Source organism: Exiguobacterium sp. s142, from assembly GCF_018618455.1.
GTDB classification, from domain to species: Bacteria; Bacillota; Bacilli; order Exiguobacteriales; family Exiguobacteriaceae; genus Exiguobacterium; species Exiguobacterium aurantiacum_A.
Genome location: NZ_JACSMB010000012.1, coordinates 1 through 13,129 on the forward strand (window position 1 = coordinate 1; position 13,129 = coordinate 13,129).

The window sequence follows — 13,129 nt, forward strand, 5'->3', positions numbered from 1 at the left end:
GCTTGAAGGGCAATGAAAGCAGAGGAGCGCCATCCCATCCGGGATGACGCTCCTCTGCTCAAAATTATTTGAAGTTTTTCAGTGCCCTCGTCTTGACCTAGGTTGTTCTTTTTTTGGACATATGTCCTTTTCAAGCATTTTATTCTCGCGTACAGTCAGACGAGGAGAATAGGAGGTAAGTATGGGAATCATTTTTGCAGTACTCTCGGGCACGTTCATCGCGTTACAAGGCATCTTTAACGCAAAGCTTGGTTACGCAGTCGGGGCCTGGTTGTCCGTCACGATCGTCCACTTTGTCGGACTCATACTCGCTTTGGGCATTTATGCGTTCAAACGTGATGCAGACATGACGGCGTTCCGGCGTGTGCCATGGTATTACAGTTTAGGTGGGTTGTTTGGCGTCTTCGTCGTCTTTGGAGAGCTGACGGCCATCCAGCGACTCGGTGTGACGTGGGCAATCTGCGTGTTGCTCGTCGCCCAATTGATCGGGGCGTTCCTTATCGATTTGAACGGTTGGTTCGGGGTGAAGAAGAAGCCTGTCAATCAAGGTCAGATCATGGGACTCGCCTTGATGGTTGTCGGTATCGGGATTTACACATTCACGTGAGGAGGGGTGACATGGGGGTTGAAGCTGCGTTAACACGCCTTAACTGGCACCATCTTTTTTCAACGGAGACACTCGCGGCGTCGTCGATTGTGACATTTCCAACCGGTGCGATGTTGTGTGCGAACGATCAAACGATTGAGTCGTTGTTCGTCGTTTTAGAGGGACGCGTCAAAATTTATACGTTGAGCGAGGAAGGGAAACTGAGACTCTTGCGGTTGAAGACGGCGCCGTCTTTGATTGGCGATATTGAGTACGCCAGCGGCCGGGACGTCCTGCATACGGTCGAAGCTGTAGGGGCGGTCACGTGTCTGCGCATCCCGTTTGAAGCGCTGCGGACGCATAACCGGACGATCGAGTTCACGGAACATCTGCTCCGCGGGGTGTCGGAAAAGTTATTTATTGAGGCGAACGCCTCCTCGAATCATCTGATGTCGACGCTTGAAGAGCGGTTAGCAGGCTATCTCGTCTCACTCAGTGCGTCAGGAAATGAGTTGTTCCAACAAGAGATGAGTCAGTTGAAACGGAAGGAAGTCGCCGAATGGCTCGGGACGAGCTATCGCCACTTGAATCGGACGCTGCAAGCGTTCGCGGACGAGGGACTCGTCGAACGGAGTCGGACGAAAGTGACGATTCTCGATGCGAAACGATTAAACGAACGTGCCAATGGCATGGTGTATGAATAAGGAGGCAGTTCATGTTAGTAGGAATCATTTGTTCAGCGGTGGCTGGCGCGTTCATCAGTGTACAAGCGGCGGTCAATGCCAAAATGAACGTGTATTTAGGAGCTTGGGCGACGACCGTGCTCGTCTTTATCGTCGGGTTCGTCGGCTCGCTCGTCCCGCTTGCACTTTTCGGCGGAAACATCCGCGGCGTGTTCGACATTTCACCGATTTATGCGCTCGGTGGTTTGCTAGGTGTCGGTGTCGTATTTTGTGTGATGCGCAGCATCCAACTACTCGGCCCGACATTATCCGTCTCGATCATTCTCGTGTCCCAGTTGATTTGGGCACTCGGCGTCGATCTCTTCGGAGCGTTCGGAATGCCGCGGTTATCACTGTCACCAGGCCAAATCATCGGGTTGATGATCTTGCTACTAGGCGTGATTGTATTCAAACAAGCTCAGGCGGCAGCAATCGATCGTCAAGCGACGGAACAGGCTACTTCGCAATGAAGTGGCTTTTTTTGTGAGCAAAACGGGTACAGGTGGATAATGAATGTCTGATATGATGAGATGGAGTCGTACGAAATATACGTAGAGGTGATGAAACAAGTGGATTCTTCCATAGTAATTGATTTAATGATCGTCATATTTTTGATCGTGTTGAACGGGGTGTTCGCGATGACAGAGATCGCGCTCATCTCGTCGAAACCGGCAAAACTTGAAGTTGAGGCGAATCGAGGTAAACGCAGCGCCAAGATTGCGCTCAAACATTCAAAAGACCCGACAGACCTGTTGTCGACCGTCCAAGTCGGGATCACATTGATCGGAATCATCAACGGGGCTTACGGGGGCGCGCGTTTTTCAACACCGCTCGCTGAACTATTTGCACAGCTCGGAATGAGCGCGCAGTACGCACCGACGGTCGGCTATGTGGTCGTCGTCACGATTATCACGTATTTGTCGCTCATCATCGGAGAACTTGTCCCGAAACGGATTGCGCTCGTGTCACCTGAACAGGTGACGATGTCAATCATTCCGGCGCTTGATTTGTTCAGCAAAGTCATGCGACCGTTCATTTGGATCTTATCGAAATCGACACTGTTCTTGTTCAAATTGCTCGGCTTGAAAGCAGAACAGTCGAGTGGGGAGACCGAGCTCGAAATTAAACAGTTGTTGTTCGAAGGGGCGCAGCAAGGGGCGTTCGCCCATGAAGAAGTGCAACAAGTCGAGCGCGTCTTCGCTTTCCACGACCAGTTGATCTATGAACTGATGCAGCCGCGGACGATGCTCGAATGGGTCGACCTCGAGGATGACATGGACGATATTAAAAAATCGATTTATGAGAGTAAACACAACAAACTTCCAGTCGGACGCGATTCGCTCGACGAGTTCGTCGGCTACATCGATGTCCGTGATATTTTAACGCTCGCGACGTTGCGTGAGCCGTCACAAATTTTAAAACGCATCAAGCAGCCGCTCATCGTGCCAAAGCAACGCGAGGCCAGCCAAGTGCTGCAGATGATGCAAAAGAACGGCGTTGAGATCGCGTTCGTGCTCGATGAATACGGTGGCTTCCTCGGTATGGTCACGTTGTTCGACATACTAGAAGAGATTGTCGGGGAAGTGATGATTGAAGAAGAGACGCCGGAAGTGGTCCGCCGCGCGGACGGGACGTACTTGGCGGATGGCTTGCTCGGGATTGAAGATTTGAAACGAACGTTCGGGATTCGAGATAACCGTTTCGATGAGGGCCGTAATTTGTACCACACGCTAGCAGGGCTCGTCATTTACTCGCTCGGTGACTTCCCGAAACGCGGAGACATCGTCGAGGCGTACGGGTTACGTTTCGAAGTCGTCGATATGGACGGGAAACGTGTCGACCAAGTTCTCGTGTCGATGTTGTCAGAAACGCCAAACGAAGACTGATGCCTTAGGGCGTCAGTCTTCGTTTTTTTGTGTGTTCCATGTTTCGAACGCTGCGCGCATGAGGACGCGGGCGGTGTTTAGCATGGCCCGTTCGTCCACATCAAAGCGAGGATGGTGGTGAGGGAAGACGGCGCCGACTTCAGGATTGCCGGCCCCGGCGAAAAAGAAGCTGCCGGGAACATGTTGCATGTAGTAGGCGAAATCTTCTCCGACCATGAGTGGAGACATCTCGATGACGCCGGCTTCACCGACGACGCGAGCTGCACTTTGGCGAACATGCTCCGTCTCGGCGTAATGATTGATGACGGGAGGATAGCCGCGGATATATTCGAGCTCATACGTCGCCTCGCTCGCCGCGCAGACGTGGGAAATGGTGCGCTCCATCTCTGTGATGATCCGTTCTTGTGTTTCTAGCGTGAACGTTCGGACTGTCCCCGATAACTTCGCTTCGTCAGCAATCACGTTGAACGCCTGGCCCGCGGTGAACGTGCCGACGCTTAAGACGGCCGGTTCGAGCGGATCGGTGCGACGGCTGATGACTTGTTGCAACTGACCGACGACGTTCGCCCCGACCATGACAGCATCGACCGTATGTTGCGGAATCGCGCCGTGGCCGCCTTTCCCTTTGATCGTCAGCTCGAAGCGGTCGGCTGCGGCCATGATTGGACCTGCTTTTACCCCGATCGTGCCGTACGGGAGCGGCGTCCAGATGTGAGCGCCGAAGATGTAGTCGACGCCGTCCAAGCAGCCATCTTCGATCATCGGCTTGGCTCCTCCGGGCGCGAGTTCTTCCGCAAACTGATGGATGAGAACGACGTCTCCCGGCAGGTCGGTCTCACTCAAGGCTTTGGCGAGCACGAGCAGTGTCGCCGTATGGGCGTCATGGCCGCACGCATGCATCGAACCGTTCACTTTTGAGCGGTACGGCACGTCTTTCAAGTCTTGGATCGGCAAAGCGTCAAAGTCGGCCCGGAAGGCGATGGTTGGTCCGTTGCCGCCTCGAATGCGTCCGACGACGCCGTTGCCGCCGACGCTTTCGCGGACTTCGAGGCCGAGCTTGCGCAAATAAGTGGCGATCGTTTTTGGTGTCTCCTGTTCTTCAAACGACAGTTCGGGATATTGGTGAAAATGGCGTCGGAGCGACACCATCTCGTCGTACAGTTCCGCCAATCGTGAATCGAGGTCAGTCACAAGCATGATTTGCACTCCTGTCAGTTGATCATTTTTGGTTGAAGAAAGGCCCATACGTCATGTGAATCCAGATCGTCAAGAATTGGACGATGTAATAACTTTTGTGCTTCGTCAGCCGTTACCCATCTGGCGTCACTATGTTCCTCGGAGAGGGTGACGGTTGTCACGATCGGGTGAGCCAAGTACGTCATGATGACGACTTGGCGATTCGGGTCGGTCAAAAACGTCGTAGCGTACAACAATTGTTGGACCGCGACACACAAACCGGACTCTTCGAATACTTCTCGTTCAAGGGCATGTTCGAGCGTCTCGCCAAAGTCAAGTTTACCGCCGACGAGCTCCCATGTGCCGGGATTGACCTCGTCATCGGCTGCCCGTTTGATGATGAGGAGGTGGTCGTCTTGCACAATTACCGCTTTCACGGCAACAACGATGGTAGGAACGGACATTGTGACACTCCTTTGCATGAATTCGTGAGGGAACCCACAGTAGATATGAACCATTTTCTACATATTACTTAAGTTATGCTTATGGTATACGACGAAAGGGAATTAATACAGAAGTAAATCATGAAATGAGGTGTTGAAATGGGTTGGATTATCGCAATTGGTATCATCGTCGTCTTGGCGGTCATCTATTTTTCGATGTACAACGGACTTGTCAAATATCGAAACTGGGTCGACGAGTCGTGGGCGCAGATCGACGTTCAGCTGAAACGCCGCTACGACTTGATCCCGAACTTGGTCGAGACGGTGAAAGGGTATGCGAAGCATGAACAAGAGACGCTTGCGAAAGTCGTCGAGCTACGGAACCAGCTTGGCTCGAAGACGAGCCGTCAGGAACAGATGGAAGTGAACGATCAACTGAGCGGTGCGCTCAAAAACTTGTTTGCGCTGCGCGAGGCGTATCCGGACTTGAAAGCGAACGAGAACTTTTTGATGCTACAAGAAGAGTTGACCCAGACAGAGAATAAAGTCGCTTACTCGCGACAGCTGTATAACAATACGGTCATGAAATATAATACGAAAATCGAATCGGTCCCGACGAACATCATCGCTTCTGTCCATAAGTTCGAAAAACGCGACATGCTCGAGGCGCGCGAAGAAGAACGCGAGAACGTTCGCGTCTCATTCTAATGGATTGGAGTGGCGACGATGATTCTGTATGAACAAATCCGCAAGAATAAGATTAAAACCGTGTTCATCGTGGCTGGATTCGTCCTCCTCGTCTTAGCCGTCGGGGTCGTCATCTCGTATTTGAACTATGGCGATCCACTCCCGGGGCTCATCTTCACTCCTGTGTTCTCGTTGTTTTACATCGGGATCGTCATCATGTCGAGCACGAATATCGTCATGAAGATGAATCACGCCCAAGAGATCACATCGGTCGAACAACATCGTTTCTTATGGCACACGGTCGAGAACATGGCGATGGTCGCCCGTGTCCCGATGCCACGGATTTTCATCATCAATGACCCGTCACCGAACGCGTTCGCGACCGGGCTCAAACCCGAGAAGGCGGCGGTCGCCGTGACGACTGGTTTAATGGATCAGTTGACCCGCGAAGAACTCGAAGGTGTCATCGCCCACGAGGTCGCGCATATTAAAAACTATGACGTCCGCCTGGCGACGGTGACGCTCGCCCTCGTCTCCGTCATCGCCATCATGAGTGACATCGGCTCGCGGATGCTGTTTTTCCGAAGTATCGGTGGACGGCGGGACAACAACCAAAATCCGATCTTTATGATCGTCGGGCTCGTCCTGTTGATTTTAGCCCCGATCATCGCAACGCTCGTCAACCTGGCTATCTCGCGAAATCGTGAGTTTTTGGCTGATGCGAGCGGAGCCGAGCTGACGCGGAACCCGGACGCACTCGCTTCGGCGCTCGAGAAGATCGCTAACGTCAAAACGCCAGTGAAAGAGGCGTCACGGGCGTCGGCATCACTTTATTTTTCGGATCCTATGAAGAAAAAGCTGAGCGGGCTGTTCTCGACACACCCGAATCCGGAAGAACGCATCAAACGACTACGAGGCATGTAAAAAAAGCCACCTCCATAGCGAGGTGGCTTTCGTTCGTCATCCGGCGCGGTTGCTCCGGAGTTTTTCAATCTCTTCGAGGACGAATTGAACGTTCGTCCCGACGATGACTTGAATATGGTTCGGGCTGACGACTTTAATTCCTGGGATGCCCGCTTTCTTAATTTGCGTTTGATCGACCGTGTCCATGTCTTTGACGTCGACACGGAGACGTGTGACACACGATTCGATACCGGTGACGTTTTGGTCACCACCGAGACCGTCATAAATCATGGTTGCCATCGCAGAGTACTGACCACCTGCTGCAACTGGTGCCGTTTTCGTTTCACCTTCAGGCGCTGTTTCTGTCGCGACTGCATCAACCTCTTCGTCCGACTCGCGACCTGGCGTTGCCAAGTTAAGTTTGACAATCATGAAGCGGAAGATCGTGTAGTAGATGGCACCGAAGACGAGGCCTTGGACGAGCAACATATACGGCTGGTTCGCAAGCGGTAGCCGTGAGCTGAGGACGAAGTCGACGAGACCGGCACTGAAGCCGAACCCGGCCGTCCATTGGAATGTGGCAGCGATAAAGAGTGACACGCCTGTCAACACAGCATGGACAAGGTAAAGAACTGGTGCGAGGAACATGAACGAGAACTCGAGCGGTTCCGTGACACCTGTGAAGAATGAAGCGAACGCTGCGGCGAGAAGGAGCGAGGCCGCTTGTTTTTTACGTTTCGTTTTCGCAGTGTGATACATCGCTAGGGCTGCTGCCGGGAGACCGAACATCATGATCGGGAAGAATCCAGCTTGATAGCGTCCAGTGATCCCTTTCTCACCTTCACCGGACCAGAAGTTACCGATATCGTTGATGCCGGCAACGTCAAACCAAAATACCGAGTTGAGGGCGTGGTGAAGACCTGTCGGGATCAATAGACGGTTGAAGAATCCATAAAGTCCAGCACCGATTGCTCCCATTTTAGAGATTGTTTCACCGAATCCGACGAGTCCTGTGTAGACGACCGGCCAGACGAAGTAAAGTGCGACCGAGACGAGAATCATCGAGAACGCCGTCATGATTGGGACGAGACGCTTGCCGCTAAAGAAGGCGAGGGCGTCAGGTAACTGAACGTGACTAAAGCGGTTATACATGGACGCGGCGACGAGACCTGACAAGATCCCAACGAACGCGTTAGCGATTTTGCCGAACGCCGGGTTGACGGCTTCGACGTCTACACCTTGGAATAATGCGACTGTTGCTGCTGATAAAAGTGTCGTGACCGTGAGGAAAGCGACGAGACCACTGAGAGCGGCTGAGCCGTCACGGTTTTTCGCCATACCGAGGGCGACCCCGACAGCGAAGAGAATTGGAATGTTATCGATGATGGCTGCACCGGCTTTGATGAGGAAGGCGGCGGCGATGTTTTCAGAACCCCAGCCTACCGGGTCGATCCAGTAACCGATGCCCATGAGGATGGCCGCTGCAGGAAGTACCGCAACCGGCAACATGAGCGAACGTCCGAGACGTTGTAAAAAGTTCATCATTGTAAATGTCCTCCTTTTTGATGGTGTTGATCTTGCAGGCGTTGAATGTGGAGCGTGATGTAACCAAGCTCTGACTCGGGCAAGACGATGCCGTATAAGTTTTCCATTTCAGTTGCGACGTCAGACGCACACGCGTAAGCAGACGAGAATTTTGTTTGAATCATCTGAAGCATGTCCTCGTCGATCGTGTGATGATCGTAATGGTTGACCCGATCCATGACAAATCGTAAATGGGTTAATAAGCGTTGATAGGATAAGTCATCTTCTTCGATAGATAGGTCGAGTCGTCGTGAAATCGATTGAATCATGTCTCTTACGATCGTCGTCTGTTTGACCGTCTTGCGCAAATCACCTCCTTTCACTTTGAGTGTATGGATATGGAGCGCGATGAAGGCCGCTTCGTCTTTCGGCATCTTCAACCCGATTTTGTCCTCGATCAGTTGCAGCGCCCAGAGCCCGATCTCATATTCGTTGCGATACAAGATTTTGATCTCGTTCAACAGCTTGTTCCGAAGCGAGATCCCTTCTTCCTCACGCTCGATGGCAAACGAGATATGATCGGTCAGGACGACGTGGATGTGCTCATTGAACGTCGTCTCGAGCCGCTTCTCCGCATGCGTGATAATTTCTTCGGAAATGGTGAAGTGGTCGACCGGGATGCGGCTTAAGAGCTGTTGAAACTTATCGTTTTCCGACATGACGAATAGTTTTTCGATTTTATGCGGATTGACGATGTCGTTGCGCCCTTTTTTAAAGGCGACGCCTGGTCCGATGGCAATCTTTTCTTCACCTTCGTCTGAGACGATGACCGCGTTGTTGTTTAAGATTTTTTTGATTTTTAACATGTGTCCTCCTATCGAGGAGTCATTGTTCCGCTTGAGCGACGACAGTCTTTCCGGAAAGCGAGGGCCCGCCCGCGTGGAACGAGTAGGGGTGAGGTAAGTCGCTTCCGTTCGTGACGATCATCGGAGTGACCGTGTCCTTCCCGGCTTGATGAATCCGCTTCAAGTCCGCTGTCAACAAAGGATGTCCGACGTCAACATGGTCACCGACAGTGACGTGGACTGTGAACGGGTCTCCTGAAAGTTCGACCGTGTCGAGTCCGACGTGAATCAAAATCTCAGCTCCGTCTTCCGTCCGGATGCCGATGGCGTGCTTCGTCGGTGCGACTTGGACGATCGTTCCATTAGCCGGTGCGACGACTGTTCCGTTTGTCGGCTTAATGGCGATTCCGTCGCCCATCATCTTCTCGCTGAAGACGGGGTCGGCCACTTGCTCAAGTGGAATGATGTCTCCTTCCATGGGTGCATAAAGTGTCAGTGTATGTCTCTTCATCCACTTATTCAATAACATGTTCACTTCATCCTTTCCTTGCGAAAATGATTGTGAAAAAACAAAACAGGCATGGAGTATAGACGGGTGGCGTGAGCCTTTCGTCTTACCCCATGCCTGATCGAATCAGTCACATGTGATCAATATTTGTTTCTTCTGTCTCAACATAGCACGCTATCTAAAAGAAGACAAGACCTAATTTGTAAGCGCTGTCTAAAAAATGTACTTATTCTGAAATTTGTTGTATAGTGAAGACGAATCTTAAGTGAAAGGTGTTGCATGTTGATGAGTGAGGTCGTATCTGCCTAACGAACTGAAAAACGTAGGATGACGCGTGTTTTTGTCATGCCTTCATGTTCTGTTACGGATACCGCCCATCATAAACTGCCAGACACCGGTCTGTCTTTTTGCGTTGGTCGTCATCGACCGACGCTTTTTGTTTGCGCGGTATCTCCACCCTATTTTAAGGAGAGATCACCATGAACGAACAAACGTTAGAAAAACTACAATATATTGAACTCATCCAACGAGTCGAACGCTACTGCATCAGCGGGTTCGGTCGCAAGTTGCTCAGAAATCAACAACCGACGAGCCATCTACAGACGGTGAAGAAACGACTGCAAGAGACGTCGGAGGCACGAGCGATCCTAGACGCCTCGTCGCACGTCCCGTTCATCGGGGTGTCCGACATGGAACCGCTCATCGGGAAAATCAGTCGTGGCATCCAACTCGAAGCGGGTGAACTTGAAGCCGTCGCTGAATTTTTCCGCGGAGCCCGCAAACTGAAACGATTCATGGCCGAGCAGACGTTCTTTGCACCGTTGTTATCTCTGTACGCGGACGAGATGAGTGAAAGGCGCTCGATCGAAGAAGAAATCGTTCGGTCGATCCGGGCCGGACGCGTCGTCGATGAGGCGTCAAAAGAACTGAAACGGACTCGGAAGCAAATCGATATTCTCGAAGGACGGATCGAGGAGCGGTTGACTAAATTTTTGAAGAGCGCGGCCAACCGTGAAGCGATTCAAGACGCGTTTGTGACGAAGAAGCAGGACCGATTCACGATCCCAATCAAGACGTCGTACAAACATAAAGTCGCCGGGACGATCATCGATACGTCGAACCGGGGGACGACCGTGTTCATCGAGCCGGAAGCGATCAGCAAGCTGAACGCGGAACTCGCCGTCAAACGGACCGAGGAAGCGGTTGAAATCTATCAAGTGCTCGCGACGCTGACCGGTATGGTGGCCGAAGCGTTACCGGCGATTGAGACGACGCTCGACGTTATCGCCCAGTACGACATGGTATTTGCCAAAGGGAAGTATAGCCAGACGATCGAAGGAATTTCGCCACGCGTGAACGGGACCGGGAAAATTCGTTTGCGACAAGTCCGGCACCCGTTGCTTGATAGGGCGGTCCCGCTCGACTTCTCGCTCGGCGAGACGTACCGCGGACTCATCATCACCGGACCGAACGCCGGCGGGAAAACGGTCGTCTTGAAGACGATCGGCTTGCTTACTTTAATGACGATGAGCGGTCTGCACATCCCGGCTCATCCCGATACGGACATCTCGACGTTTGACGACGTGTTCGTCGATATCGGTGACAATCAAGACATGGGTTCTGCCCTCAGCACGTTCTCGGCCCACATGAACAACGTGGCGACGATCATGCAGCGGGCCGGCAAACGGTCGTTGCTCTTATTTGACGAAATTGGGAGTGGGACCGAACCGAACGAAGGGGCGGCGCTCGCCATCGCGATTTTAGAAGAGGCGTACAAACGCGGCTGCCTCGTCGTCGCCTCGACCCATTACGGGGAAATCAAAGCGTATTCCGAGGCGCATCCGGACTTCATGAACGCGGCGATGCAGCTCGACCCAGACACGCTCGAGCCGAAGTATCGGTTGTTGATCGGTCAGTCCGGTGACAGCAACGCGTTGTTCATTGCCCGGAAAATGAAGCTGCCCGAAGCGATTTTGAAACAGGCGTCACGTTATATGACAGAAAAAGTATATGACCAGACACTCGTCGACACTTCGAAGCTGACACAAGAAGTGGTGAATGCGAAACCGGAACTGATCCAGCAATTTGAAAAAGGAGATCGCGTCCGGTTACTCGAGACGAATCAAGTCGGGCTCGTCTATGCGACGGACGATTCTGGGCGACATGTCACGGTTTATGCAGAAGGGACGTTCAGCGACCATCCGTTGCGACGCGTCCGGCTTGAAGCGCAGGCGGTTGATCTCTATCCGGCGGGTTATGACTTAGAGACGTTGTTCGTAGACTATCGAGAGCGCAAAGAGGCGCATGATTTTGAGCGTGGCTCGAAGAAAGCGTTGCGTCGTGTTGAAAAAGAGATTCGGGCACGGCAACGCGCCGAACGTGGAGACTAAAAAGTGTATGACCTTAAGCGCTCGGGTAAGGACCAAGGACCGAGAGTCATGACGAAACGTCCGGCTGTCGGGTAATGTGTCGGAGGTGGACTAGATGTTTTGGTTAAGTTTGTTGTTTGCCATCGGATTTGCCTTGATCCACTACTTTTCAGGTCAACTGATTCACGTGCGCGAGACGCCACGGAGCCGCTTCTTGTCGCTCGCCGGTGGCGTCGCTGTCGCTTACGTGTTCTTGCATCTCTTGCCTGAACTGAATGAATACCAACGCGAGCTCGAAGGACATCTCGGGAGCGGTCTGTTCGCCTCGATCGAGAATCATATCCTCATCGTTAGTATGTTCGGTTTGGCCGTTTTTTACGGATTGGAGCGATTGGCATCCCAAATGAAAAAACGAGATGAAGGAAGCGTGTTTTGGATTCATATGGCGCTGTTCATCTTTTACAATTTTAGCATCGGGTATGTGCTCGCAGAGAGTGAGTTCGACACGATATGGGCGATGACGCTCTACTTTCTCGCGTTAGGGATTCATTTCATCACGGTCGATCAAGGGTTGAGACACCACCATCAACAGTTATATGACGAGCGGGGACGTTTGTTGCTTTCACTCGCGGTGCTCGTCGGCTGGAGTGTTGGGGCGTTTTCAGCGCTTCATGAAGTCACGCTGTCGATGATTGTCGCCTTTTTGGCCGGTGGCATCATCTTGAACGTCATGAAAGAAGAGTTACCCGAAGAGCGTGACAGCAGTTTTCGTGCCTTTGCCATCGGTCTTGCCGGTTATGCGCTGCTATTGCTGTTTATCTAAAAAGGCAACCATCTCTGGTTGCCTTTTTGCTTACAGTGAATTTGTACTCTGATTTTCTACATTGTCATCTGTTGAAGGTGTATTGTCGTCTTGGTTTGGACCACCGAATTGGCCACCGTGATGCGATCCGTGACCGTGTCGACCTCTGCCTCCCGGTCCTTGCATGTCTAGATCGTCATAGCTTGTCACGTCGGCGAATCGCTCCTCATGTTCAGCTAAAATCGCGTCGGCTTCCGCTTGCGTCAAATTACCGTTCTCGACCGCTGCATCAAGTTTCACTTCGTGTGAGGCGATGATCGCGTCAATGAATGCGTCGACCGTGATGCCTTTCTCTTCCGCGAGCTCAGGAAGCGACTGTCCTTCTTCACGTGCCGCTTCGACCTCGGCTTCGCTCAAACCGAGCGCCTCAAGCAACGCCGCTTGTCCGGCTGCCCGGTCTCCGAACATGCCGCGTTCACCGCGTTCGCATTGCGTCGAAGCTTCCGTCGATTCTGTCGTTTCAGTTGTCGTCGTCTCGTTCGTGGCTGCGTAGACGCCTGTGCCCGAGACGGCAAGCAGGCCGGCCAAAGCGAGTGCTAATTTTGATGATTTCATGTGTATCTCCTCCTTTTACTACCTCAAGTGTAGATCTTGCCCGCCGGCAAGTTGTGAGGGAGT

The 13,129-nt window shown here is 52.3% G+C and carries 14 protein-coding genes; 8 read left to right on the forward strand and 6 right to left on the reverse strand.

Translation table 11 applies throughout. The features are described from left to right. Positions 1 to 181 precede the first annotated feature (181 nt). The 4 genes from KNP77_RS10985 (at position 182) to KNP77_RS11000 (ending at position 3,194) form a co-directional block, all read left to right on the forward strand. Positions 182 to 607: a DMT family transporter gene (locus KNP77_RS10985; protein ID WP_070328066.1), complete on the forward strand. Its 426-nt coding sequence runs from the start codon at positions 182 to 184 to the stop codon at positions 605 to 607. 11 nt (positions 608 to 618) lie between these two features. Further along, entirely contained in the window at positions 619 to 1,290 is a 672-nt protein-coding gene (locus KNP77_RS10990) for a Crp/Fnr family transcriptional regulator (protein WP_083274036.1), read from the forward strand. A gap of 11 nt (positions 1,291 to 1,301) precedes the next feature. Beyond that, positions 1,302 to 1,778: a DMT family transporter gene (locus KNP77_RS10995; protein ID WP_214890774.1), complete on the forward strand. Its 477-nt coding sequence runs from the start codon at positions 1,302 to 1,304 to the stop codon at positions 1,776 to 1,778. Between the two features lie 90 nt (positions 1,779 to 1,868). Further along, on the forward strand, positions 1,869 to 3,194 hold the full coding sequence (locus tag KNP77_RS11000) for a hemolysin family protein (protein WP_071398783.1): 1,326 nt from the start codon (positions 1,869 to 1,871) through the stop codon (positions 3,192 to 3,194). 12 nt (positions 3,195 to 3,206) lie between these two features. On the opposite strand, the gene KNP77_RS11005 is transcribed toward KNP77_RS11000, so the two are convergent. Both KNP77_RS11005 and KNP77_RS11010 read right to left on the reverse strand, forming a co-directional pair. Further along, positions 3,207 to 4,391 (reverse strand): M20 metallopeptidase family protein, encoded by a 1,185-nt coding sequence (locus KNP77_RS11005; protein ID WP_131470229.1) that lies wholly within the window; start codon positions 4,389 to 4,391, stop codon positions 3,207 to 3,209. Between the two features lie 14 nt (positions 4,392 to 4,405). Beyond that, positions 4,406 to 4,834 carry an NUDIX hydrolase gene (locus KNP77_RS11010; RefSeq protein ID WP_131490551.1) on the reverse strand — a complete coding sequence of 143 codons (429 nt, stop codon included), beginning with the start codon at positions 4,832 to 4,834 and terminating at the stop codon, positions 4,406 to 4,408. A 138-nt stretch (positions 4,835 to 4,972) separates the two neighbouring features. On the opposite strand from KNP77_RS11010, the gene KNP77_RS11015 reads away from it, so the two are divergent. Together KNP77_RS11015 and htpX are read left to right on the forward strand one after the other, a co-directional pair. Further along, entirely contained in the window at positions 4,973 to 5,521 is a 549-nt protein-coding gene (locus KNP77_RS11015; protein WP_131465838.1) for a LemA family protein, read from the forward strand. A gap of 21 nt (positions 5,522 to 5,542) precedes the next feature. Next, positions 5,543 to 6,424: a zinc metalloprotease HtpX gene (gene htpX / locus KNP77_RS11020; protein WP_070328297.1), complete on the forward strand. Its 882-nt coding sequence runs from the start codon at positions 5,543 to 5,545 to the stop codon at positions 6,422 to 6,424. 36 nt (positions 6,425 to 6,460) lie between these two features. Here htpX and nagE read toward each other — a convergent pair whose 3' ends face one another. Genes nagE through KNP77_RS11035 form a run of 3 tightly spaced genes read right to left on the reverse strand, consistent with a single transcriptional unit; the run spans position 6,461 to position 9,301 of the window. After that, a complete protein-coding gene (gene nagE, locus KNP77_RS11025) occupies positions 6,461 to 7,948 on the reverse strand; it encodes an N-acetylglucosamine-specific PTS transporter subunit IIBC (protein ID WP_214890776.1) in 1,488 nt (495 codons plus the stop codon). Then, complete coding sequence (locus KNP77_RS11030; RefSeq protein WP_131441252.1) at positions 7,945 to 8,793, reverse strand: PRD domain-containing protein; 849 nt, start codon at positions 8,791 to 8,793, stop codon at positions 7,945 to 7,947. The genes nagE and KNP77_RS11030 overlap by 4 nt, the downstream gene beginning before the upstream one ends. Positions 8,794 to 8,812: 19 nt before the next feature. After that, positions 8,813 to 9,301 (reverse strand): PTS sugar transporter subunit IIA, encoded by a 489-nt coding sequence (locus tag KNP77_RS11035; RefSeq protein ID WP_236636585.1) that lies wholly within the window; start codon positions 9,299 to 9,301, stop codon positions 8,813 to 8,815. Positions 9,302 to 9,759: 458 nt separating this feature from the next. Here KNP77_RS11035 and KNP77_RS11040 point away from each other — a divergent pair, with 458 nt between their 5' ends. After that, on the forward strand, positions 9,760 to 11,670 hold the full coding sequence (locus tag KNP77_RS11040; protein ID WP_214890778.1) for an endonuclease MutS2: 1,911 nt from the start codon (positions 9,760 to 9,762) through the stop codon (positions 11,668 to 11,670). Between the two features lie 94 nt (positions 11,671 to 11,764). Further along, the gene (locus KNP77_RS11045; protein ID WP_214890780.1) at positions 11,765 to 12,472 is read left to right on the forward strand and encodes a hypothetical protein; all 708 of its coding nucleotides are present in this window, start codon (positions 11,765 to 11,767) and stop codon (positions 12,470 to 12,472) included. A 30-nt stretch (positions 12,473 to 12,502) separates the two neighbouring features. On the opposite strand, the gene KNP77_RS11050 is transcribed toward KNP77_RS11045, so the two are convergent. Next, the gene (locus KNP77_RS11050; protein WP_131505126.1) at positions 12,503 to 13,066 is read right to left on the reverse strand and encodes a hypothetical protein; all 564 of its coding nucleotides are present in this window, start codon (positions 13,064 to 13,066) and stop codon (positions 12,503 to 12,505) included. Positions 13,067 to 13,129: the final 63 nt, after the last annotated feature.